The sequence below is a fragment of the Leptotrichia sp. SK-5 genome (assembly GCF_055387215.1).
In genome coordinates, this window is the sequence record NZ_AP028931.1 from 1,345,347 (window position 1) to 1,368,461 (window position 23,115).

Sequence of the window (23,115 nt, forward strand, 5' to 3'; positions counted from 1 at the left end):
TTAGTAAAACTATTTTTTAAAATTAAACTCAAAAATTGTTATAAAAATGATATTTTGTTTAGTTTTTATTATTAAAATATACTCAAATATCTCTATTTTTATCTACAAAATATATTAAGATAGATATTTGAATAATTTATAAAGCAGTTTTAAGTAAGTAAATTAAAGAATATAAAAAAGGCTAAAAAATGAAAAATAATAATGAAAATTATATAATAAAAGAAAAAAATAATGATTTATCACTAACAAAATCTAAAAAAAAGAAAAAAATCTTCATTTCCTGCGGTGAAATGTCTGGAGATTTACACGCTTCGTACATTGTGGAGGAAATGAGAAAAAAAGATGAAAATGTTGAATTTTTTGGTGTGGTTGGGGATAAATCGATAGAGGCTGGAGTTAAGACAGTAAACCATATTAAGAATAATGATGTTATGGGATTTGTAGAGGCTTTGAAAAAGTACGGCTATTTTAACGAAAAAGCCCATGAATATTTAGAATTTATCAAAAAAAATGGAATAGAAACTGTTATTTTTGTTGATTTTGGAGGATTTAACCTGAAATTTTTTGAGTTGTTGAAAAAGAAAATTTTGGAAAAAGAACTGCAAAATCTGAGAATGGTTTATTATATTCCGCCTAAAGTATGGGCTTGGGGAAAAAAACGGATTGAGAAATTAAAGAAATTTGACGATATTATTGTAATTTTTCCATTTGAAAAGGCATATTACGATGATACTTTGAAAAAAGATAAATCAAAAGGGCTGAAAGTGGAATATTTTGGAAATCCGTTTGTTGATAAATATGAATTTTCTGACAAGCTGGGAGAAAAAATATTGCTTCTTCCAGGAAGCAGACGGCAGGAAATTGAAAAATTCTTGCCAGTAGTTATGGAACTGGTTAGAAATGAAAAAGTTAAAAATGAGAAATTTTTAATGAAGCTGGCAAGTAGGGATCATATAAAATATATACGTGATTTTGAGGAAAAACACAAAATTGATGTTGGAAAATTTACAAATTTGGAAATAACTTTTGATGAAATAAAAAACATTCGGAAAGATTGCAAATATGCAATAGCAACTTCGGGAACAGTAACTTTTGAAATATCGCTTATGGGACTGCCTGTGATAGTAGTCTACAAAACATCTAAAATCAATGCTTTTATTGCAAGAAAGATAGTCAAAATAAAATATATAACGCTTACTAATCTAAATGCAAATAAAGAGATTTTTAAAGAACTGCTACAGGAAGATTTTTCAGTGGAAAAGCTGCTTGAAGAAATGGAAATTATGGAAAAAAATAAAGAAAATGTTGTTTTGGAATTAAAAAAAGAAAGAGAAAAACTAGGTAATTTTGGAGTTTTGGAAAAAATTGCTGATTATTTGTTAGAAAATAAAGATTAACTTTAAAAAAAGGAAAAAATATGGAAAAAAAACGAGAAGAGCTGTTAAAAGGTTCTATTTTGAAATTATTTGTAAAATATTTCATGCCAACGCTTATTGGATCTGCGGCAGTTGTTTTATACAATATTGTTGACAGGTTCTTTGTTGGAAAAATTAGTGAAAAGGCACTTGCTGGTGCGGGAATTGCTTTTTATATTGTTATGCTGATTATCGCCTTTTCAATGTTTATTGGAGTTGGAGCTGGAACTATTATTTCAATTCGGCTTGGACAGGGGAAAAAGGGAGAAGCTAAGAAAATATTGGGAAATGCAGTAACCTTATTTACTATTTTAGGACTTTCGCTGTATGTGCTTTTAATATTGAATATTAATACAGTTTTACGGTATTCAGGCGCTAATAATGAGACACTGCCGTATGCAAAGGCTTATCTGGAAATAATATTACTGGCAATCCTGCCTTTATTTTACTCATTTGGATTGACAAATGTGTTAAATGCGGCTGGAGCACCGAGAGTTGCGATGTTTTCAATGTTGATTGGTGCAGTTGTAAATATTGCTTTGGATTACGTGGCTGTAATGATTATGCATACTGGAATTGAGGGGACTGCTTATGCAACATTAATTGGAAATGTTCTCTCTGCAATATTTGTGTTATGGTTTTTAACTGCAGGAAAATTGCCGTTTAGAATAGATATGTTTGGCTTTAAGCTGGAAGAAGAAAGCGTTATTACAATAAGATTTTCAAAAATGAAATTGGATTCAAAAATAGTAAAAGATATTTTTTCAATAGGAATGTCGCCGTTTTTATTACAAGCTGCAAGTTCAGGAGTAGGACTTGTAACAAATAAAATTGTAGATACTTATGGTGGAACTTATGGTGTGGCAGTTATGACAATTATAAATTCATATTTGCCAATTATGACAATGAGTGTTTATGCTGTTTCTCAGGCTGTTCAGCCTATAATTGGATTTAATTATGGTGCGAGAAATTTTAGGAGAGTTAAAAAATCTTTGATGACTGCTATAAATGCTGGAGTTGCTTTATCTTTTACATTTTGGATAATTGTAATGCTTTTACCAAAAGAACTGATTTTATTTTTTAACGAAAAAAGTACGCCTGAAGCTCTAAGAGAAGGTGTAAAAGCAATTAGAGTATATTTTTCGCTTGTAATAATTTCATCTTTTGGAATAACTGTGCCAAATTATTTTCAAGCAACGGGACGTTCAAAATATTCGGTTATATTAAATCTATTACGGCAAGTTGTTATATTTCTAATAGTTATGATAACTTTTTCAAATATTTGGAAACTGGATGGAGTATGGCTTGCACAACCGTTTACTGATTTACTTTTTTTCATAATACTTTTAGGATTTTTGTATAAGGAAAAAAGGTTTTTTGATAAAATGATTGAAAGTGAAAATAACTTGTTGGAGTATAATGAAGAGATAGATGAACCAAAAAATCAAAAAAGATAAATTTATTAAATAAAAGAGGAATAAAAATGATTACAATTTTATTAATGGTTATTTCCTATGTTTTGGGAAGTGTGCCAAATGCACTTTGGATAGGAAAAGTTTTTAAAGGGATAGATATTCGTGAGCATGGAAGCAGAAATACTGGCTCTACAAATGCGGCTCGGGTTTTAGGTGCAAAATTAGGTATTTTGACATTAATTTTAGATGTTTCTAAAGGATTAGTTCCGGCATTAATGGCAATTTTGCTAAAAGCTGATTTTTTTGAGAATTTGACAAAAATTTCAAATTTGGATTATGTATTAGTTGGAATCTGTGCAATTTTAGGGCATGTATTTTCTATTTTTATGAATTTTAAAGGTGGAAAGGCTGTTGCGACGACACTTGGAGTATTTTTAATTTTAGTTCCAAAAGCTATATTGTTTGCGGCAATTGTATTTTTTGTAGTTTTTGCCGTTTCAAGATATGTTTCGTTATCTTCGGTTTTGGCGGCTATATCACTTCCAATTTTTATATATTTTTTGTATCAGCAAACGATATATGTTATTTTAGGAATTTTAATAGCAATCTTGATTGCAGTAAAACATAGAAGCAATATTGAAAGATTAAAAAATGGAACAGAATCTAAATTCAGTTTAAAGAATAAAGAATAGGAAAGGAAGGGATGATGATGAAAAATATATTGGTTATTGGTGGCGGAAGCTGGGGCACTTGTCTTTCAAAATTATTAGTAGAAAATGGACATAAAGTCTATTTATGGGAGCATAACGAAGAAGTTAGAAAAGTTATTCGTGAAACAAAGGAAAATCCACAGTTTTTACCAAACATAAAGCTGCCTGACAGTCTTAATGTTGTGGATGATTATGGGGAAGTGCTTGAAAATTCTGAAAAATATGGTAAAATTGATATTCTTTTATTAGCGACTCCTACACAATTTTTAAGAGCAATTTTAAAAAGATTGAAAAATTTTTTAAATTATAATATAATATTGGTAAATGTTGCAAAAGGGCTAGAAATTGCTACTAAAAAGAGAATTTCTGAAATAGTGGCTGAAGAGCTTGGAAACAAGTCATATAATTATGTTCTGCTGGCAGGACCTACACACGCTGAAGAAGTTGCTCAAAAATTACCATCTGCCATACTTTCCGTATCTGAAAATGAAGAAGCTGCCAGAACAGTGCAAACTACATTTAGTAATCTTTATTTCAGAGTTTATACGGGAACAGACCTGATGGGAGCTGAGCTTGCGGGAGCATTAAAGAACTGTCTTGCAATTGCGGCGGGAATTGCCGATGGAATGGGTTATGGAGATAATACAAAGGCTGCTCTTATAACTCGAGGAATTAACGAAATGTTTGAAATTGCAAAATATTACAATGCCAATCCTAAAACATTTATGGGATTATCAGGGCTTGGAGACATTATTGTAACTTGTACGAGTAAACACAGCAGAAATAGATTTGTAGGAGAAAAACTGGGACAAGGTGGAAAAATTGAAGATATAGTTTCACATATGAATATGGTGTCAGAAGGTGCAGAAACAATAAAGGCCCTTTATAAAATTATAAAGGAAAATAATCTGAAAGCACCTATTTTTACAGCACTTTATGAAGTGATTTACAATGGAAAACCAGTTTCAGAACTGGAATCTACATTTATGAGCAGAGATTTAAAGTCAGAATTTTTAAGTTAAAAATAAGTTAAGAAATTATATAAAAAATAAAATTGGAGTGAGGTAATGGAAGATAACAACTTAAACTTGATGTCGTTATATTTAAGTGATATTCAAAAATTTGATCTACTCTCAAAGGAGGAAGAATATGAACTGTTAAAACGGATTAGGGAAGATGATGATGAGCAGGCAAGGCAATTATTGATTTTATCAAATTTAAGATTGGTAATAAGTACAGCTAAAAAGTCTCTTGGAAACGGGCTTCCTTTGATTGATTTGATCAGTGAGGGTAATATTGGATTAATAAAAGCTATAAATAAATTTGATTATGAAAAAGGACATAGGTTTAGTACGTATGCAGTATGGTGGATAAAGCAGTCAATAAAAAAAGCCATCATTAATATAGGACGTGATATAAGAATACCTTCTTATAAATACGAGCAATTGTCAAAAGTGAATAAAGTTATAAAAGATTATACTGCCATTCATGGAGAAGCTCCATCAACAGAGTATATTGCAAAGGAAGTTGATCTGAAAGAAAGTAAAGTTATTTTACTTTTAGGGGAATTTCAGGATATAATGTCTTTGAATGAAACAATTGGAGATAATATTTATTTGGAAGACATCATTGGAAAAAATGATGATGTAGAAGATAAAATAATAAAAGAAGATCAGCTAATTGAAATGAAAGACTTGCTTGAAAGAGTTCTGAATGAACGTGAAAGAGCGATTCTTGAATATCGTTACGGACTGTATGACAATAAAATCCATACATTAAAGGAAATCGGCGAGCAGATGGGAATTACTCGTGAAAGAGTCAGACAGATAGAAAAAAAGGCAATAACAAAATTAAAAGAACATTTGGAAGAATATAAAGATATACTGTAAAGGAGAGGTGAATATATGTTACATATAATTGTAGATAGAAAGTCGTTATTAAAAGCTATAACTATAGTGGAAAATGCAGTAACTGAAAACAAAATAAGAGAAGTCCTTTCTGGAATTTATATTGAAACAAACGAAGGAAAGGCAATTTTACGAGGAACAGACTTGGAGCTGTCTATAAATACAGAAATAGAGGCACAAGTTGAAGATGAAGGAAAAATCGTTATAAAACACAAATTAATTGAAGAATTTTTAAAACAAATTTCTGATGAAAAAGTTACATTGATTGAGGAAAATGGAAAATTAGTAATTCAGGCAAGTTCAACAAATACAGAGTTTTCATTATATGATGCTAGTAATTTTCCAGTTCAGTCAAAATTGGAAAATGGAGTCGAATATGTTTTTGAAAAGGAAAAATTATTAAATAATATTGAAAATGTAAAAATATCAGCTTCCCCAAATCCAGAAAATCTAGCTGTGAACTGTATCAGACTGGAAATCGAAGAAGATAAATTAAAACTTGTTTCATCTGATACATACAGATTGACATATATTGAAGAGGATTTGGATGAAACTCAACAAGGAAAAGAAAATCTTAGTCTAAGTATCCCATTAAAAACAATTGACGGATTAATAAAAATTATGAAACTTATTGATGAAGAAAATATTACTGTAAAATCAGACGGCTCAAAAGTATTCTTTCAATTTTCGAATGTAGAAATTTTGACTCGTACAATTGATTTGCAATTTCCAGATTACAAGTCAATTTTAAATAATTCACAGCATAACAAAAAAATATTGTTAAATACAAAAGATTTTTTATCTGTACTAAGGAGAACAGCTATATTTGTCAGAGATAACAAAGAAGCTAAAAATGGTGGTATATTTAATTTTGCAAACAATAAGCTGCTGCTTACTGGGACTAGTGAAAATGCACAGATAAAAGAAGAAATTGTTACAATTCAAGAAGGTGCAGATTTGAAAATTTCATTGAATGTAAGGTTTTTACTTGACTATATTTCTACAATTGAAGGAAAAGTAACTGTGCTGGAATTGCTAAATAACAAGAGTTCAGTAATTGTAAGAGATGAGGATAATGATAAATCCCTATACTTCACAATGCCATTGGCACTTAGGGAAAGTTAATTAATTTTGTGAAAGGAGACTTTAATTAATGAAGAAAAAAAGCTTAAATCAATCGGAAACAATTAGATGGTTAATATTTTCATGGTTACCAGAATTTATAACTTTATTATATGTTATTATTAGAAGTATAGTTGATTCTTATTTTTTGGATCATTTTATTATTACTGCATTATTTTTTTCGGTTTTGATAGTAATATACACTTATTTAAAAGCAGGATTGATGGTTTGTTCATATTTCATATTAGTTAAAATAAATAATAATGAAACAGATGATAATAAAAGACAATCTAAGAGAAATATCTTTACATTAGTAATGGTAATGATGAATTTAGTATTATTACTTCTGATTATAATTCCTATGCATATTTCTATGTATTAATAAGCATTTTATAACTCAATTTTTAGATAAAATAACAGAAAGGAGAATATGCAATGCCTATAAAAATACCAAATAACTTACCGGCTGTAGATATTTTAGCAAAGGAGAACATCTTTGTAATGGATGAAAATAGGGCATTGTCGCAAGATATTCGTCCTTTAAAATTTATAATAATAAATTTAATGCCTACAAAAATTGAAACAGAAACTCAATTACTAAGATTACTTAGTAATACTCCGCTTCAAATGGAAATTACTTTCTTAAAAATGACTTCATATATGTCAAAAAATGTTTCGGAAGAACATATGTCTAATTTTTATAAGACTTTTAATGATATAAAGAATGATTATTTTGATGGTTTGATTATAACAGGGGCACCAGTGGAAAACCTACCTTTTGAAGAGGTTATATACTGGAAAGAATTAGCGGAAGTAATGGAATGGAGCAAGACTCACGTTTACTCAACGATGTGTATCTGCTGGGGAGCACAGGCAGCTCTTTATTATCATTATGGAATAAAAAAATATCCATTAAAAGAAAAGCTTTTTGGAATCTACCCATTAAAAATTGATATTTGCCATACAATGTTGTTACGTGGGTTTGATGAAGTGTTTAATATGCCACAGTCAAGACATACAGAAGTACTTGCAGAAGATATAGAGAAAATATCGGATCTTGAAATTATTGCAAATTCTAAAGAAGCAGGGGTTAGTATAGTTCGTACTCAGGATAAGAGAAATATTTTTATTATGGGACATTTGGAATACGATAGAATGACACTTGCTAAGGAATATGAGCGGGATGTGAAATTGGGGAAAAATATAAAAGTACCATTTAACTATTATCCGAACGATGATGTAAATAAAGAGCCACTTTTTGTGTGGCGGGCTCATGCAAATTTATTGTTTTCCAACTGGGTAAACCATCATGTTTATCAAGGTACGCCGTATGATTTGACAAAGTTAGAAGAAATTTCTAATTTTTAAATCTAGATTTATTAAAATATATTCGATGCTATTTTTAAATAGAACTATTAAAAATCATAGAAATTTAGGGTGTGAGTAAATAGACATAGATTTTGGGTTCAGTTTTAAGGCAGTTTTATATATATAAAATAAAGAGAAAAAGCTCTCGAATGGGAGCTTTTTAAAATAAAAATTATTAATAAAGAGAAATATTTTCTAACAAGGGAGAATCCATTATATCAAAGGGCATAACCCATCCGCCACCATTGGAATCAAGATTTATTTCACGTCCAACTTTTTCACCAGCCTTTTTAAATACAAGATAAACAAATTGTGAACAATATAATCTTTTGTCAAAATTTTTGTGAAACGTTAATCCATAAGGCTTTGTTATTGTATCATCGATTTCTTTAAATAGAGCTGTTTTAAATTTTTTATCAATTCCTTTTAATCTAAAAATAGCCACTTTTCTATTAATGTTTTGCCAGGCATATAATGGGCTTTCGCTATAACCAGCAGAATAGGATGGAAATTCTACTATTTTTTTGTTTTCGTTAAGAACTGCAGCGTGTCCCCACATTGAACGTAAAGTCGGTCTTTTGGATAAAATAAGAATATCCCCTGGCTCTAATTTATCTGCATTTGAAATAACTTCTCTTGGTGAATACCAAAGATATTTCTCTTCTGGTTTTGTTTTACATATGAGGGCAAAAGTTAATATTAAAAATAATAATAATCTTTTCAGATTTGATTTTAAATAAATATTCATATAAAATTTCCTTTCTTAATTAAACTTATGATAAAACTACTTGAAAATAGAATTTAAAAACTTATATAGTTAAAAAAGTATAGTTGAAAATCTTTATATTTTAAAAGCAGTTTAAATATATTATATAAAAAAGATAGCAATTAGTCCAGTTTATTTTTTAATAAAAAAAATTTTTATTTATAATTTATTTATATTAACAAATAAATTAAGTTTTTTTCAAAAAAATGTAAAAAATAGCTTGTAATTTTTCTAAGTTTATGTTTTAATTAAAGTAGGGAAGTTAAATAAAATTAAAATATTTTTAGAGTAAGGAGGAATGAATGCAGACTAATCCAGCTTTAGCTGAACGAAAACAAAGAATAGATTCCAATATGTCCAAAATTAAGCATAAAATTGTAGTGATGAGTGGAAAAGGTGGAGTTGGGAAAACAACTACATCTGTTAATTTAGCTTACGGATTATCATTGCGAGGATATAGGGTTGGTATTCTTGATGCTGATTTGCACGGTCCTAATGTTCCGATTATGTTTGGAAAAGAAGGTGTGAAACTTTCAAAGATTTCTGAACCATTGGAAATAACAAAAAATTTACATATATCATCATTAAGTTTTTTTGTTCCAGATAATTCACCAGTCGTCTGGAAAGGTCCGCAAAAAATTACAGCAATAATGGAAATGCTGGAAGGAATTCGCTGGGGAGAAATTGACTTTTTAATAGTTGATTTACCGCCAGGAACAGGTGATGAAACGTTAGGTATTGCACAAAATATAGGAACAGATTCAAAAGCGATCATTGTTACAACACCACAGAAGGTTTCTATACTGGATTCTACAAGAGCAATAAATTTTGCTAAACTGATAAATCTAAATCTGCTTGGTATAATCGAAAATATGAGTGGTTTTATTTGCCCTGACTGTCAAAAGGAAGTGAATATTTTTAAAAAAGACGGTGCCAAAAATATGGCCCAAGAGAAAAAAACTGACTTTCTAGGCTCAATACCATTAGATGAAAATATTGTAGAATCTAGTGATAACGGGTTACCATTTATTTCAAATGATTCTGTAGCATCAAGACGGATGAATGACATAATTACTAAAGTAATTGAAAATTTAGAAAACAAAAGCGAAAGTAAATAAATGTGAAAGGAGAAGTATTTTAAATATATTGTAGATATTAATATATTTATTATACAACAAAAAAATGAAAGTATTAGTATTTAATAAAAATGAAAAAACTAGAATGGTAGTAGGTCAGTTATTAAAAGAATTAAGTTTTAATGTAATACTGGCAGAAAACGAAGAACAAATGCTAGACGCATTAAAAACAGAATCTCTTGACATTTCTTTTTTAGACATCAGCTCAATCGAAGATTTTCCACTAGCAATAGAAAGAATAATAAGATATAAAAGACAAAGCTATATCTTAATGGCAATTGAACAAGACGATAGATATGCTAAGACAGAGGCATTATTAAAAGGAATCGATGACTACATATATAATGACTTTAGACTGGAAGAACTTTCTGCTAAATTCAGAGCAATAGTAAGAATCTTAAACAAGCGTTTAACTGAAGATGAAATGGGAATTTTGACAGCTTATGATTTGACATTAAATCCTGCAAATAGAGAAGTTAAACGTGATGGAAAAGAAATAGAATTGACAAATAAAGAATTCTTATTGCTTGAATATTTTTTAAGAAATAAAAACAGAGTACTTACAAGAACTATGATTTCTGAAAAAATCTGGGATATAGATTTTGTTTCAGAAAGTAATATTGTAGATGTGTATGTTAATTTTTTGAGATCTAAAATAGATAAAGGATTTGATCAAAAAATAATAAAAACTGTAAGAAGTGTCGGATATATTATAAAAGAATAATATAATTTTTTACAAGCAATAGTGAATAATTTAATTAATCAATTCATAATTGTAATAAGAACAAATTCACAAAAAATATAAATTTTTATTGATTTTATAAAAATAATATGATAAAATATAATCATAATACAATATGATTTAGGAGTGATAAAAAATGTTTAAACAGATAGAATTATCTTATAATTTTGATGCATTAGAACCAAATATTGATGCAAAAACTATGGAAATCCATTATGGAAAACACCACGCAGCTTATACGAACAACTTGAATGATGTATTAAAAAACAATGCACCACAATTTTTAGAAAAACCAATAGAAGAAATTTTGGCAAATTTAGAAGTATTACCAGAACAAATTCGTGGAGCTGTTAGAAACAATGGTGGAGGTTTTTACAACCATAACTTATATTTTGAAATAATGGGTCCCAACGCTGGTGGAGAGCCTACAGGAGAATTAGCTGAAAAAATAAACGAAACATTCGGAAGTTTTGATGCATTTAAAGAAGAATTTGCAAAAGCTGCAGCAACTAGATTTGGTTCAGGATGGGCTTGGCTTGTTGTAAATAAAGATGGGAAATTAAAAGTTACTTCAACTGCAAACCAAGATAATCCATTAATGCCAGGAGTAACACCTTGCGGATGTTCACAAGGAACTCCAATTTTAGGAATAGATGTATGGGAACATGCATATTATCTAAATTATCAAAATAGACGACCAGATTATATTTCAGCATTTTTCAATGTTATAAACTGGGATGAAGTATCTAAAAAATATGAAGCTGCAAAATAATAGGAAGTAAATTAAAATAGATTTATAGATTTAGATTGAATTGGATAAAATTAATTATTATTTATTGAATAATCATTAAATTTATTTTGATTCAATCTCTTTTATTTAAAATTATGAAAATCAGTCATTTTACATAAAGTTATATAATTTTGAATTGAAAAATATTTGGTATTTAAAGTTGACTAGTATAATTTAATTTGATATACTTACATTATAAAATTATAATTAATGGAGGAAAATTATGGCAGAAAAAGTAACAAAAGATATGAATATTATGGAAGCAGTTGAAAAATACCCAATTATAGCACAAGTGCTTATGAGATACGGACTTGGATGTGTTGGATGTATTATTTCAAGTGCTGAAACATTGGGAGAAGGAATTGCTGTTCACGGATTAAATCCAGACATGATTCTTGAGGAAGTAAATATGATTCTTGAAAAACAAGAAGGATAGTTACGTAAATTACATTTATTATTCAAATTTAATTAATTTTTATTAGTTTAGTTTTTAATGAATTGTATAATATTTATGGAAATAAAAATTTTAAAAAAGAAAAAAGTGTACTGTTTAGATAATTTCTATTTAGTACACTTTTTAGTTACTTAAAATTTAAACTATTAATAAAAATCCATAAATAATATTTGTTAATAAAATTATTCCAACAAAAAACCTATTTATAAATTTAAAGATACTTTGGCTTCCAAATGTAAAACTTAATACCAGATTTAAAAGTGAATAACATAAAAACACCACCGAAAAGTTATTAAAAATTAAAAATTTTGGAGTTTTTAACAGCATTAAAACTGGCGGCAATAAATATCTAAATGAAGCAAAAAAAGTATATAAAAATATAATCAGAACTTCAAATAATAGTATCAGTACAGTTATTCTTTCTGCAAATTGTACTTGTTTACCACTTAAAAATAAAAGTGACACAAATGAATAAATTCTTACAAAAAGTAATAACAGTGTTAAAAATGCAAATGTGTTAATCATATCAATTCTCCATATTTCATAGATTTTATACATTTTATCATATTTAAAATAAATTCTCAACAAAAACAAAAAAGAAATATTTTAATAAAATTAAAATTTAAAATTACAACAAATGTTGCTCTCTTGCCATTTTTTCTAGTTCTCTAATTCTATCATCAGTAGACGGATGTGTACTAAATAGGCTTTTTAAATTAAAATTTCCCAATCCTGAAAATGGATTTATAATAAACATATGTGCTGTTGTGGGATCTTGTCTGTTCATTGCGATATTATGGCTGTAACTTTCTAATTTTTGTAATGCGTTACGTAAATATAAAGGATTTCCTGAATATTCTGCTCCGGCCCTGTCTGCCATATATTCTCTTTTTCGTGAGATAGACATTTGAATTATTGAAGCTGCTATTGGAGCTAAAAATGAAAGCAGCATTGCAGTTCCAACGTTGTTTCTTCGTCGTTCTCCATTTCGATTATCTCCGCTTGATACATAAGGTAAAAATCGTGCAATATTGGCAATCGCTCCAGCGAAAGTGGCTGCAACTGTACTTACTAGAATATCACGATGTTTTATATGTCCCAATTCATGAGCCATAACTCCAGCTAACTCATTATCATCCATCAGTTCAAGCAATCCCGCAGTACATGCCACAGCAGCATTTTGAGGATTTCTCCCAGTTGCAAATGCGTTTGGCTGACGTTCTGGAATTATGTAAATTTTTGGCATTGGAAGATTTGCGTTATTTGCCAGCCTTTGTATTAACTGATATAATCTTGGATTAGTTCGGGAAGTAACTTCTTGTCCATTATACGCTTTTATAACCATTTTATCACTGAACCAGTAGCTATAAAAACTCATTCCCCCAGCAATTAAAAGTCCAATTACTGCACCTTTTTGACTTCCTAATGCACCACCAATTGCTACAAAGAGAAAAACTAATCCAAACATTAAAAAACCTGTTTTCATAGTATTTATAAACATAGGTATCTTTTTTCCTTTCTTTTGATTTGTGTTAAAGGTATTATATTATAAATTGATGTTTTTTTCAATAACTATATTTATTTTATAACTTTTTATTCAATACTGTTTTCTAATAGAATTTAGTATTAAATAAATTAAAAGTGCCAAATAAAACTTTATAATAAAAATTTATACTCTCGCTATTTACATTTTAAATATTTATGATATAATATGAGCGAAATTTTAGATAGAGAATAGAAAACTCTATATTGAAAGGGGAGATGAAAAAAAATGAACGATAAGAATCAGACCTTTGCCAGATTTTCTATGATGGTTGGAGAAGATGGAATTGAAAAATTAAGGAATTCTCGTGTTATTGTGTTTGGAGTTGGTGGCGTTGGATCTTACACCGTGGAGGCTTTGGCAAGGTCTGGAGTTGGGCAAATTACTATGGTTGATTTTGATGAGATTTCAGAGTCAAATATTAATAGACAGCTGCATTCGCTTAGAAGTACGATTGGGAAGTCTAAGATTGATGTTATGAAAGACAGAATTTTGGACATTAATCCAGATTGTAAGATTGAACTTGTAAAAAGATTAGTTTATGATGATATAGATGAAGTTTTGGGAAATAATAAATATGATTTTGTTGTGGATGCGATTGATGTTATTGGAAGTAAAATTAATTTGATTGAGTATTGTGTGAAAAATAACATAAATATCATTTCTTCAATGGGATTTGGGAACAAGATGCACCCTGAAATGGTAGAAATTGCGAAAATAAAAAATACTTATGTTTGTCCGATGGCAAGAACTATTAGAAGTATTTTAAAAAAGAAGGGGATTACAAATGTTCCAGTTGCATTTTCAAAAGAAATACCTGTACAGCCAAATAAATCAGAATTATTTAAGGAAGAATTGCCAACTGAATTTAGGGAAAATAATAAAATTCCGAGAAAGACTACGCCTGGAAGCAATTCATTTGTACCAGGAACGGCTGGGCTTGTACTAGCTTCCTATGTAGTAAGAAAGTTATTGGAGTGGGATTAAGTATCGTTAATTTACAGAATTGCTTATTATTGTAAATCCTGTACTTATAGCTAAAATATAAATTATATTTTATACTATTTGTTAATAAGGAGTTTTGCCCCCTTGCAAAAAAATTCATGATTAATCTGTTATTCAAATGGAAAATAGTAGAAAATTAATTTTAAAATAAATTATCAAGCACATTTATTTACTTACTAATAAATGTTTGAAAACAATTGAAATAAAAAAGGAAAAAGGAGTGAGATTAATTGGCAGAAAAAAATGACGCTGTTTTGACAGTAGACGAAGGCAAAAATTTGGAGAAAAACCATAAAAATAATTCTCCAAAGTGGGATTTAGACAAAAGAAATCTTTTGGTTAAAATATTAATTGTAATTGGACTGATTTTATGTATTTTTGGAATAATGGATAAAATCTTTGAACATACGATTTTTAATTTTTTTAAAAATTTGACAATGCCGTATTTGGAAAAAACTTATGAAGAGTCTAAAAAGATGTTTTTAACATTGTCGCTTTTGAAAGGAACTACGGATATTATTGAAGGAAGTACGGTTAATGTCAGTATGATTGTCGGAATGGAAATTGAGATTGGAGATATTATTCAGCCTATTTACGATATGATAAATATTTTATGGAAAGTGTCGCTTGCGAGTGTTGTTATACTGAAGCTGGAAACAATTTATTATGAAATTTTTAAGGTAAAATTGGCTACAATATTGACATTTATTTCATTAATTACAATTTTTCCATATACTATTTATAAAAACAAAGTTACAAAAATTTTAAGAAAAATTTCTAAATATTCATTTTTCATATTGCTTTATATTTACATAGTTTTACCAAGTGCAATATTTGTAAATTCGACAATATCAAGCTATTTTGAAAAAGAATATAAAGAGCCTGCAATTGTTGAACTAAATCAGGATTTGGGAAGACTAAATAAAGTGAAGGATGAGATGCTTTCATTAGATCAGTCTAAAAGTATTTTTAACATTCCAGGGCAAATTGACAGTGCAAAAGTCAAAATTGATAATTTCTCAAAAGAAATAAATGTTATCTCAAAAGACTTGGTTGAAAATACGCCAGTTATTATTGGAATAATTTTATTGACATCAATTGTATTGCCGTTATTAATAGCGATTTTGCTTTATGTAGTGACAAAGTCGATTGTTTTTGAGAAGATTGGTGGGGCTAGAAAGAATTAAAATAAAATACAATATTAAAAATTTTGGTTGCACTTTTGTAGTAAAAAGGATATAATTTAATTATTAAATAGTAGTTAAGGAGATGGTAATATGGAAAAAATAATAAATGTTGCTCAGTATATTTTCAATGAATATAAAAGAGTAACAGAAGAAATTATTGATGAAATGAAATTGCAAAAATTATTATATTTTTCACAGAGAGAAACATTTGCTATTTTAAATCAGCCTCTTTTTAACGAAGTATTTGAGGGATGGAAGTATGGACCTGTTTCTAGGGAGGTTAGAACAGTTTTTACTGAAGATGGTATAAATGCACAAACAGAAGATATAAAAAGCGAAAGTAAATACATAATAAATAACATAATTCAAGAATACGAGGCATTAGCTTCGTGGAAATTAAGTGCATTGACACATAAAGAAACTTCGTGGCTTAACTCACGAAAAGGACTTAAAAAAGAAGAAAATGGAAATGTGGAAATTAAAATGGAAGATATAAGAGAAGATGCAAAAAAAGTAAGACCTTATGATTATATGTGGGATATGTATTATGATGAATTTGAAGATTATGAAGTGATGGTTTAATGATAGGTAAAATAGTCAAATGTTTAACCCAATATTATGATGTGAGATTACAGAGAAATTCGATTATATCGTATGTTAGAACACACAGAATAGTTTCAATACCAAGACAACAAATAGATACAAGTGTTATAATAGGAGATTTGAAATTAGATTACGAGGAGCTATTTTTAGAAATAGTCGAAAAAGTGGAGCAATTTCACAATGAAATTATGGAAGGACTATTAGAATAGTGAAAGTATTTTAAGAATAAGAATCACAGTTATTCAGTTAGCTGTGATTTTTTTGTTGATTTATTTAAAATAACTTTACTAAAGTTAATAATTTTATAATTTTTTGTAGATATGGACAAAAAGTGTCCAACTTATTATGATATAATTCATTATAAAATTGGAAAAGCCTTTTTTTTGAGGTATAATTCTAAGGATATACAAATTATAAATAAAATGAAAATATTGATTCACTAAATTTTATGGAAAGGACAAAGATGGAAAAGTCAGTAAAAACAGAGAAATTGTTTAGGTTTATAGAAATTAAGGAAAAATTGGAAAAAGGGGAAATTTTAAAAAAGAAAAAATTGTCTGAGAAATATGGAGTTAGTGAAAAGAGTATTCAGCGTGATTTTGATACATTAAACAGTTATTATGCTGAAAAAAATCAAAGCAAGGTTGTATATAATTGGCAAAAAGAGGGCTATGAGCTGCAAAAAGATGTAAATATAAATGTATTTACTAATGAGGAAATATTGGCAATTAGTAAAATATTGTTGGAAAGTAGAGCATTTTGCAAGGAAGAATTAGAGATTCTTTTAAGGAAAATAGCAAATCAGGCAGCCAGTAGTGACAGCTATAAGAGAATTGAAAAAATTATAAAAAATGAAAGATTTAACTATGTTCAATTACAACACGGGAAGCCTCTCCTTAAATCGATTTGGAATTTATCCAAATACATTACCGACAGAAAAATTATAGAAATTGAATATACATCTAACATTGGAAAAAAGAAATTTCATGCAGTAAAGCCACTTTCAATAATGTTTTCAGAATTTTACTTTTATCTAATTGTATTTATGGTAAATAAAGATGATGAGATACCAATTGTCTTTAGAATTGACAGAATAACGGAAGTTAGAAATACAAATAAAAAATTTGATATTCCGTATAGTTCAAGATTTGAAGATGGGGAATTTAGAAAAAGAATACAATTTATGTATTCAGGAAAATTGCATAAAGTAAAATTTGAATATACAGGGCTGAAAGAAGTAGTTCTGGATAGGTTGCCAACGGCAGAAATAAAGAAAGAGGAAAATTTGGAAAATAATATGAAAAAATATACGATTTGGGCTGAAATTTATGGAGAAGAAGGAATTAAAATGTGGCTTAGAAGCCAAGGGAAAAAAGTAAAAATATTGGAGGATTAGAAATGGGAAATTTGAATTTTAATAAATATTCTGATGTTGCTCAAAGATTTATTTCAGAACTTGAAGAAATAGACAGTATAATTGATCAGAATCAGTCAATATTGATAAAAAGCAACTGGGAAATAATTACGAAAGAATGGGAAATCAAAGGAATAGAAAATAAGATTGCTTTTTTTCACAAAAAAATAAAGGCATTAAAGGAAGTTTTTATTGACTATGATTTACAAAAAGAAGAGCTTATAATAAATGATACAAATGAAGTTTATCCTTACACATTTGAGTTAAAGAAATTTATAAGAGAAATAAAAAATAAATATAATTCAAAACTTTATAATGAAATATGCAAAATTAACCATTATAAAAAAGAATTATCACAGGAAATAAATAAAGAAAATAAATTTACAAATGTATGGACTGAAACTAACAGAAAAAAGGAAATCTTAAGAAATACAATAAAACAGTCTCAAAAACTTTACAACTCAATACTTAGTGAAAAACAACTAAAATTAGATCTTGTTATCAATTCGGAAAGAGTAAATTTAAGTAAAAAACTGATAGATACATTAGCAGAATTAGCGGAAAAAGAGTCAGAAAGACAAAAATTGCTATCTGAATATGAAAAATTACTCTTAAAAAAAGAAGGATTTGTGAATAAAATTGAGATTGAGGAGATGTTTAGGGATAGAAAAAAAGAGGAATTGAAAGGGATGAATAAATAACTTTTATACCTTCTGTTTTATATGAAAAAATGAAAATATTAGAAATAATTTAAAGAAATATACAAAATCTTAATAAATAATTTGAAAAATCTGTAAAAATGTTATATAATTGAAAAAATATTTTAGAAAAGAATTTGAAACTTGAAATAGCGAAAGGAAATAGATGTGATAAAATCAAATCAAAATATTAATAATGCAATAAAACTTATACAAAAAATTATAGGAAATAAATATATAGTAGAGAATAATTTATATCATGATGTTTTTAAAAAAATAATTGAACGTTTAGAGGATAAAACTTTTAAATTAGCAGTTGTTGGAGAGTTTAGTTCAGGAAAATCAACATTTTTAAATGCTTTGATTGGAAAGGATATTCTTAAACATGGAGCTCAGGAAACAACGGCTACAATAACAGAAATAAAAAATGAAAAACTTAAAGATGATAAAATAATTTTTGATGTTTTATATTCCAACGGAGCTGTGGAGGAAAATATTGATATAGAAAAACTTAAAGATTATACAACTACTTCAAGCACAGTTCATTCAGTTGCTGAAAATATTTCTAAAGTTACAATAAAAAATCATTTTTTAGACTATGAAGGAGAATTAAGTTTAATTGATACTCCTGGTTTGAATGGAATTGCTGATAAACATAGGGAAAAGACAGAAGAACAGATAAAAAATTCACATGCCTGTATTTATTTAATGTCTGTTAGAGGATTAGGAGAAAGTGATATAAGATTTTTAAAATATATCAGTGAATATCAAAAAAATATTATCTTCATACAAAATTTTATAGATGAATTAAAAGAACTTGAAGGTGAAACACCTGAAGGGAAAATAGAAGAACAAAAAAAAATAATTTCAAAAAGATTATTTGATGAAAATTCAGATGTGAATTATGAAATAATTGGCATTTCTGCATACCAAGCTTTAATTTCAAGGGATGTTGAGATGTCAGAAGGAAAAAATTTAAGTCAAAGTAAACAAGAAGAATTGTATAAGAGATCAAATTTTGACACAGTTTTAAATAAAATTTTGGAATTAATGAAAAAAAATGAAAGAGAAAAAATTCAGCAAAAGGATGCTCTAAATGTGGCGATTTATCATCTAAAACGATTAAATGATATATATGCAGTAAGAAATGAATTTGAAAAAAAAGAGTGGGAATTAACACCTGAAGCACGAAAAACTAAAGGATATGAGAAAATAATTGAAACATTACAACAAAATAAAGAAAAGAATTTGGAAAATGTAAAAAATTTTATAGAAGCAAATGCAAATGATATTAGAAGAAAAATTAACAGGAAGATAGAAGAGGATTTGGGAAAAGTTGAAGAAGAAATAGTTGAAATTTTAAGAAACAAAGCAAATAATGTTAAGAATATGGAAAAATATATAAATGAGTTCTTAAAATCTGATATTCATCGTAAAGTAGAGGATATTAAAATAAGTAATAATAATTTTTTAAATGTAAATTTTGATAATTTACTTTCTGATGCACTATTAGTAGTACAAGACTACATTGGAATAACTAGTCAAAATTCGCAAAATATATCTTCTTTCAATACTAAAATAAAAGTAGAAATGAGAAACTTTCAAAAGGATGAAGATAATATAGAAAAATATAAAAAAGATATTTTGCTAGAAAAAGCAAGATTAGAACAAAAAACAAGAGAAAAATTTATTGCAAAAAACAATACTACTGAATTTGTTTCGCAATTAAACTATGCTGAACAAACAAAAAAACAAAATATACAAAATAAAAATAATAAAATTATTAATTTAGGAAACAAACCAAATGCTGAAACTAAATATCGTAAAGAAACTTATAGGAAGAAACGATTTGACGATAGTGGCTTTTTTGGATTTTTTGGATTTTTGGGAAATAAATTTTTGGGAGATGAAATAGTAACATCAGAAGTTCCGTATAAAGATTATTCTAAACAACAAGAATGGGAAAGAAAAAGAAGTGAAATTGAAAATGAATTTGCTGAAAAAGATTCTAAATTGAGATCTCAAATTAATTATTTAAAATCTAAATGTGATGAGTTTAGAAGTAGCATTCAAAATATCGAAAATTTAGAGGCAAGAAAGCAAAAAGAAATTCAAGAAATGGAAAAATTACTGAACAGTAAAAAAATATTTTTACAAGAAGCAAAAGAAAAAGCTACATTAGAATATATTGGAAAAGTTATTAAAGATGTTAAATTACAATTGAATAATTATTTATTTAATCAGGATAATAATATAAAAGATATTTTTATTGATAATTTTGAACAATTAAATAATCAAAATAAAACTGAAGTAACAAGAACTGTAACAAAATTATATGATATTTCATTTGATCAAAGAATTAGGTTTTTGAAAAATTTATTGAATGATTCAAGTGAAAATAATAAAACTTTAAAAACAGACGAGATAATTTTTGAAATAAATCAAACAATTAATGAATTGGAGGAAATAGTATGTCAAATTTAAATGCTGAAGAGAGCAGAAAAGAGCATAATGAAAGAAAAGGAGAAATATTATCATTATTAGATAAAACTATAGAATTTTATGAAAAAGAAGAAGAAATGGAAAAGAATAAAGATGTTTTTGAAAAATTAAAACAAGATTTGGAAAATGGAGAATTTAGTATCGTTGTTGTTGGAGAATTTAGTGCAGGAAAATCAACATTATTAAATGCTTTGATGAAAAAACGTATATTGCCATCGTTTACTAATGAAACTACGGCAACAGTAAATTTTTTGCGACATAAAGAAAAATCAAGAGCAGGAGAGGCTGGAACAGTTTATTATAAAGATGGAACTACAAAAAATCTGGATAATGATAACTTAGAAACAATCCAAAAATATGTAACGACAAAGGGAAAAGAAGTTGTATCTACAGTAGAACATTTAGATTTGTATCTGGATTCTGAATTTTTAAAAGATGGAGTAACTTTAGTGGATAGTCCAGGATTAAATGGAATTGCAGAAGGACATCGTGAAATTACAGAACAGCAAATTTTAAAATCACATGCTAGTATATTTTTGTTTAGTTGTGATCATCCTGGAAGTAAAACTGATTTTGAATTTTTAAATGAATTACAAAAAAAGGTTAAGACAATAATATTTGTATTAAATAAAATAGATTCAATAAAAGTGCATGAAGGTGAAACAGTAGAGGGAATAATACAAACATTGAAAGCTAATTATAGAAAACAATTTCCTGAAGCGACAACTGTACCAGAAATATGGCCAGTAGCAGCATATCCTGCATTAGTTGCTAGAAATAAAGAAACTTTAGATTATGCTGGAAAAAAAGAGAGAAGCGAGCATGAAAAGAAAGAACTTGAAAAAGAATCGAGACTTGTAGATTTTGAAGATAGATTAATGAATTTTCTAGTTCATGGGGAGAAAATACAGCAACAATTATTGGCTCCTGTTGAAAGAGTTATTGCTGTAAATAAAGAGATAAGAGAAAAGTTTGAGAAAGAAATAGAGTTGCTTGAATCAAAAATAGATAAAAAAGATTTGCAAGAAAAAATTGAAAATTTAAAAGACAGTATTGAAGAAAAAAGAAAAGAAAATTTAGATAAAAAAGGAAGAATTACAAATGATTTGAACAAATCAATAGAAGAAGTAAGAAATGAATTTTCAGCAGAATTTTCTAAATTCTCTAATAAAAAATTAAGAGAGATAGATGAAATAGATGATTTAGATGAAATGAAGTATTATTTTGAAAATTTTGAAAAAGAATTTATGAGAAAAGCTAGAGATAATTTTTTTAATGTGGAAGAAAATTTGAAAGACAGTATAATAACATTGGTACAAAATGAATACATTACAAATTTAAATAGTATTGCGGAAAAGTTGAATAATCTTGATAATACAATAAATATTAATTTAGAAAATCATTTAAATACTGACATAGGAATTTTTGAAGTTGGATTAGAAGGAATGATTGCTAAAAAGAATGAGCTAGAACAACAATTACAGAAACTAAAAAAAGAAGAAGAAGAAATGGAAGAAAAAAGTATAATTTCTCAAAAAAATAAATTAAAAAAAGAAAAAATCGAAAGAGAATTATTTAGTTTACGAGAAAATGTAGAACTTGTCGAAAATAGAATTTTGCCATCTATTCGAGAAGAATATCAACAAGTAAGAAAAGAAGAAGAACGAGGAGGTTTATTTGGGGGAATAATTGATTTTTTTGCAGGAAAACAAAAAGTTATGGATTCTGAAAAAGTTATTTTTGGAGAAGAAGAACGTGAAGAGGCTAAAAAAAATAGAGATGATAAATTAAGAGATTTAAATTCTAAAATTATACAAAAAGAAGAAGAAATGAATAATATTAATTATGAAGATCCTAGCTATATTCAACTTAAACAAACTAGAAAAAGTGTAGAAATTTCAGAAATAATAAATAAAATAAATGAAATAGAAATAGAAAATACAAAAGAAATAGACAAAAAATATGCTAAAGAAATAAAAAAACATAAAAGAAAATTAAGAGATTATTGTGATGATATTTCTGTAGAATTAGAAAGAAAATTGAAAAAAGAACTTAGAAATTTAAAAGAAATATACACAAATATAATTATTGAAATTGTTGAAGCAAATATTAGTGAAGATGTGAAATCTAAAGAAAGATATCTGGAAAATTTAATTAAGGATATGAATGATTCAGAAGAAAATAAAAATATGAAAATTGAAGCATTGAGACAGAAAATTGAAGATTTAAATGAAATAATGATAGAGGCTATAAATCTTCAGTCTGAAATTGAAAATATTGAAATAGATATAATTAGACAGGAAGAATTGAAATAATATAATTAACAATAGGAGAATGA

Annotated in this window: 23 protein-coding genes; 20 read left to right on the plus strand and 3 right to left on the minus strand. The window is 27.5% G+C overall.

Annotation, left to right across the window (positions count from 1 at the left end; genetic code table 11):
- The first annotated feature begins 188 nt into the window (after nt 1–188).
- The 8 genes from ACZ5B9_RS06840 to metA are packed head-to-tail and all read left to right on the plus strand — an operon-like array spanning nt 189 to nt 7,937.
- Complete coding sequence (locus tag ACZ5B9_RS06840) at nt 189–1,397, plus strand: lipid-A-disaccharide synthase (protein ID WP_464421758.1); 1,209 nt, start codon at nt 189–191, stop codon at nt 1,395–1,397.
- Between the two features lie 20 nt (nt 1,398–1,417).
- Nucleotides 1,418–2,872 carry an MATE family efflux transporter gene (locus tag ACZ5B9_RS06845; RefSeq protein WP_464421760.1) on the plus strand — a complete coding sequence of 485 codons (1,455 nt, stop codon included), beginning with the start codon at nt 1,418–1,420 and terminating at the stop codon, nt 2,870–2,872.
- A 26-nt stretch (nt 2,873–2,898) separates the two neighbouring features.
- Nucleotides 2,899–3,522, plus strand: a complete 624-nt coding sequence (gene plsY / locus ACZ5B9_RS06850) for a glycerol-3-phosphate 1-O-acyltransferase PlsY (protein WP_464421762.1) — start codon at nt 2,899–2,901, stop codon at nt 3,520–3,522.
- Nucleotides 3,523–3,539: 17 nt separating this feature from the next.
- On the plus strand, nt 3,540–4,562 hold the full coding sequence (locus ACZ5B9_RS06855) for an NAD(P)H-dependent glycerol-3-phosphate dehydrogenase (RefSeq protein WP_464421764.1): 1,023 nt from the start codon (nt 3,540–3,542) through the stop codon (nt 4,560–4,562).
- Between the two features lie 45 nt (nt 4,563–4,607).
- On the plus strand, nt 4,608–5,429 hold the full coding sequence (locus tag ACZ5B9_RS06860) for a sigma-70 family RNA polymerase sigma factor (RefSeq protein WP_006804206.1): 822 nt from the start codon (nt 4,608–4,610) through the stop codon (nt 5,427–5,429).
- A 15-nt stretch (nt 5,430–5,444) separates the two neighbouring features.
- Nucleotides 5,445–6,572, plus strand: coding sequence for a DNA polymerase III subunit beta (gene dnaN, locus ACZ5B9_RS06865; protein WP_464421766.1), 1,128 nt, complete (start codon nt 5,445–5,447; stop codon nt 6,570–6,572).
- A 28-nt stretch (nt 6,573–6,600) separates the two neighbouring features.
- Nucleotides 6,601–6,951, plus strand: a complete 351-nt coding sequence (locus ACZ5B9_RS06870) for a hypothetical protein (RefSeq protein WP_021768552.1) — start codon at nt 6,601–6,603, stop codon at nt 6,949–6,951.
- Between the two features lie 53 nt (nt 6,952–7,004).
- Nucleotides 7,005–7,937, plus strand: coding sequence for a homoserine O-acetyltransferase MetA (gene metA, locus ACZ5B9_RS06875; RefSeq protein ID WP_464421769.1), 933 nt, complete (start codon nt 7,005–7,007; stop codon nt 7,935–7,937).
- A gap of 175 nt (nt 7,938–8,112) precedes the next feature.
- On the opposite strand, the gene ACZ5B9_RS06880 is transcribed toward metA, so the two are convergent.
- Nucleotides 8,113–8,685 carry a YiiX/YebB-like N1pC/P60 family cysteine hydrolase gene (locus ACZ5B9_RS06880; protein ID WP_455036335.1) on the minus strand — a complete coding sequence of 191 codons (573 nt, stop codon included), beginning with the start codon at nt 8,683–8,685 and terminating at the stop codon, nt 8,113–8,115.
- A 320-nt stretch (nt 8,686–9,005) separates the two neighbouring features.
- Between ACZ5B9_RS06880 and ACZ5B9_RS06885 the strand changes: the two genes are divergently transcribed.
- The 4 genes from ACZ5B9_RS06885 (at nt 9,006) to ACZ5B9_RS06900 (ending at nt 11,807) form a co-directional block, all read left to right on the plus strand.
- Nucleotides 9,006–9,821, plus strand: coding sequence for an Mrp/NBP35 family ATP-binding protein (locus tag ACZ5B9_RS06885; protein WP_464421772.1), 816 nt, complete (start codon nt 9,006–9,008; stop codon nt 9,819–9,821).
- Nucleotides 9,822–9,885: 64 nt separating this feature from the next.
- Entirely contained in the window at nt 9,886–10,563 is a 678-nt protein-coding gene (locus tag ACZ5B9_RS06890; protein WP_021769808.1) for a response regulator transcription factor, read from the plus strand.
- Nucleotides 10,564–10,717: 154 nt separating this feature from the next.
- A complete protein-coding gene (locus ACZ5B9_RS06895; RefSeq protein WP_464421775.1) occupies nt 10,718–11,353 on the plus strand; it encodes a superoxide dismutase in 636 nt (211 codons plus the stop codon).
- A 241-nt stretch (nt 11,354–11,594) separates the two neighbouring features.
- Nucleotides 11,595–11,807: a DUF1858 domain-containing protein gene (locus ACZ5B9_RS06900; protein ID WP_006804197.1), complete on the plus strand. Its 213-nt coding sequence runs from the start codon at nt 11,595–11,597 to the stop codon at nt 11,805–11,807.
- A 156-nt stretch (nt 11,808–11,963) separates the two neighbouring features.
- Here ACZ5B9_RS06900 and ACZ5B9_RS06905 read toward each other — a convergent pair whose 3' ends face one another.
- Both ACZ5B9_RS06905 and htpX read right to left on the minus strand, forming a co-directional pair.
- Nucleotides 11,964–12,350, minus strand: a complete 387-nt coding sequence (locus tag ACZ5B9_RS06905; RefSeq protein WP_036071267.1) for a hypothetical protein — start codon at nt 12,348–12,350, stop codon at nt 11,964–11,966.
- 103 nt (nt 12,351–12,453) lie between these two features.
- Nucleotides 12,454–13,326: a zinc metalloprotease HtpX gene (gene htpX / locus ACZ5B9_RS06910; RefSeq protein ID WP_464421779.1), complete on the minus strand. Its 873-nt coding sequence runs from the start codon at nt 13,324–13,326 to the stop codon at nt 12,454–12,456.
- Between the two features lie 270 nt (nt 13,327–13,596).
- Here htpX and ACZ5B9_RS06915 point away from each other — a divergent pair, with 270 nt between their 5' ends.
- The 8 genes from ACZ5B9_RS06915 (at nt 13,597) to ACZ5B9_RS06950 (ending at nt 23,092) form a co-directional block, all read left to right on the plus strand.
- Nucleotides 13,597–14,355 carry a tRNA threonylcarbamoyladenosine dehydratase gene (locus ACZ5B9_RS06915; RefSeq protein WP_464421782.1) on the plus strand — a complete coding sequence of 253 codons (759 nt, stop codon included), beginning with the start codon at nt 13,597–13,599 and terminating at the stop codon, nt 14,353–14,355.
- A 248-nt stretch (nt 14,356–14,603) separates the two neighbouring features.
- On the plus strand, nt 14,604–15,560 hold the full coding sequence (locus ACZ5B9_RS06920; RefSeq protein WP_464421784.1) for a hypothetical protein: 957 nt from the start codon (nt 14,604–14,606) through the stop codon (nt 15,558–15,560).
- A gap of 90 nt (nt 15,561–15,650) precedes the next feature.
- The gene (locus ACZ5B9_RS06925; RefSeq protein ID WP_464421787.1) at nt 15,651–16,142 is read left to right on the plus strand and encodes a Panacea domain-containing protein; all 492 of its coding nucleotides are present in this window, start codon (nt 15,651–15,653) and stop codon (nt 16,140–16,142) included.
- A complete protein-coding gene (locus tag ACZ5B9_RS06930) occupies nt 16,142–16,372 on the plus strand; it encodes a hypothetical protein (protein WP_464421790.1) in 231 nt (76 codons plus the stop codon). The genes ACZ5B9_RS06925 and ACZ5B9_RS06930 overlap by 1 nt, the downstream gene beginning before the upstream one ends.
- Nucleotides 16,373–16,626: 254 nt before the next feature.
- Nucleotides 16,627–17,559 carry a helix-turn-helix transcriptional regulator gene (locus ACZ5B9_RS06935; protein ID WP_464421793.1) on the plus strand — a complete coding sequence of 311 codons (933 nt, stop codon included), beginning with the start codon at nt 16,627–16,629 and terminating at the stop codon, nt 17,557–17,559.
- A 2-nt stretch (nt 17,560–17,561) separates the two neighbouring features.
- A complete protein-coding gene (locus ACZ5B9_RS06940) occupies nt 17,562–18,278 on the plus strand; it encodes a hypothetical protein (protein WP_464421796.1) in 717 nt (238 codons plus the stop codon).
- A 165-nt stretch (nt 18,279–18,443) separates the two neighbouring features.
- A complete protein-coding gene (locus tag ACZ5B9_RS06945; protein ID WP_464421798.1) occupies nt 18,444–20,759 on the plus strand; it encodes a dynamin family protein in 2,316 nt (771 codons plus the stop codon).
- A complete protein-coding gene (locus tag ACZ5B9_RS06950; protein WP_464421801.1) occupies nt 20,747–23,092 on the plus strand; it encodes a dynamin family protein in 2,346 nt (781 codons plus the stop codon). The genes ACZ5B9_RS06945 and ACZ5B9_RS06950 overlap by 13 nt, the downstream gene beginning before the upstream one ends.
- Nucleotides 23,093–23,115: the final 23 nt, after the last annotated feature.

Bases quoted from the DNA above. Each gene is read 5' to 3' on its own strand.
- ACZ5B9_RS06840 (WP_464421758.1), top strand. From the start codon at position 189: ATGAAAAATAATAATGAAAATTATATAATAAAAGAAAAAAATAATGAT.
- ACZ5B9_RS06845 (WP_464421760.1), top strand. From the start codon at position 1,418: ATGGAAAAAAAACGAGAAGAGCTGTTAAAAGGTTCTATTTTGAAATTA.
- plsY (WP_464421762.1), top strand. From the start codon at position 2,899: ATGATTACAATTTTATTAATGGTTATTTCCTATGTTTTGGGAAGTGTG.
- ACZ5B9_RS06855 (WP_464421764.1), top strand. From the start codon at position 3,540: ATGAAAAATATATTGGTTATTGGTGGCGGAAGCTGGGGCACTTGTCTT.
- ACZ5B9_RS06860 (WP_006804206.1), top strand. From the start codon at position 4,608: ATGGAAGATAACAACTTAAACTTGATGTCGTTATATTTAAGTGATATT.
- dnaN (WP_464421766.1), top strand. From the start codon at position 5,445: ATGTTACATATAATTGTAGATAGAAAGTCGTTATTAAAAGCTATAACT.
- ACZ5B9_RS06870 (WP_021768552.1), top strand. From the start codon at position 6,601: ATGAAGAAAAAAAGCTTAAATCAATCGGAAACAATTAGATGGTTAATA.
- metA (WP_464421769.1), top strand. From the start codon at position 7,005: ATGCCTATAAAAATACCAAATAACTTACCGGCTGTAGATATTTTAGCA.
- ACZ5B9_RS06880 (WP_455036335.1), bottom strand. From the start codon at position 8,685: ATGAATATTTATTTAAAATCAAATCTGAAAAGATTATTATTATTTTTA.
- ACZ5B9_RS06885 (WP_464421772.1), top strand. From the start codon at position 9,006: ATGCAGACTAATCCAGCTTTAGCTGAACGAAAACAAAGAATAGATTCC.
- ACZ5B9_RS06890 (WP_021769808.1), top strand. From the start codon at position 9,886: ATGAAAGTATTAGTATTTAATAAAAATGAAAAAACTAGAATGGTAGTA.
- ACZ5B9_RS06895 (WP_464421775.1), top strand. From the start codon at position 10,718: ATGTTTAAACAGATAGAATTATCTTATAATTTTGATGCATTAGAACCA.
- ACZ5B9_RS06900 (WP_006804197.1), top strand. From the start codon at position 11,595: ATGGCAGAAAAAGTAACAAAAGATATGAATATTATGGAAGCAGTTGAA.
- ACZ5B9_RS06905 (WP_036071267.1), bottom strand. From the start codon at position 12,350: ATGATTAACACATTTGCATTTTTAACACTGTTATTACTTTTTGTAAGA.
- htpX (WP_464421779.1), bottom strand. From the start codon at position 13,326: ATGTTTATAAATACTATGAAAACAGGTTTTTTAATGTTTGGATTAGTT.
- ACZ5B9_RS06915 (WP_464421782.1), top strand. From the start codon at position 13,597: ATGAACGATAAGAATCAGACCTTTGCCAGATTTTCTATGATGGTTGGA.
- ACZ5B9_RS06925 (WP_464421787.1), top strand. From the start codon at position 15,651: ATGGAAAAAATAATAAATGTTGCTCAGTATATTTTCAATGAATATAAA.
- ACZ5B9_RS06930 (WP_464421790.1), top strand. From the start codon at position 16,142: ATGATAGGTAAAATAGTCAAATGTTTAACCCAATATTATGATGTGAGA.
- ACZ5B9_RS06935 (WP_464421793.1), top strand. From the start codon at position 16,627: ATGGAAAAGTCAGTAAAAACAGAGAAATTGTTTAGGTTTATAGAAATT.
- ACZ5B9_RS06940 (WP_464421796.1), top strand. From the start codon at position 17,562: ATGGGAAATTTGAATTTTAATAAATATTCTGATGTTGCTCAAAGATTT.
- ACZ5B9_RS06950 (WP_464421801.1), top strand. From the start codon at position 20,747: ATGTCAAATTTAAATGCTGAAGAGAGCAGAAAAGAGCATAATGAAAGA.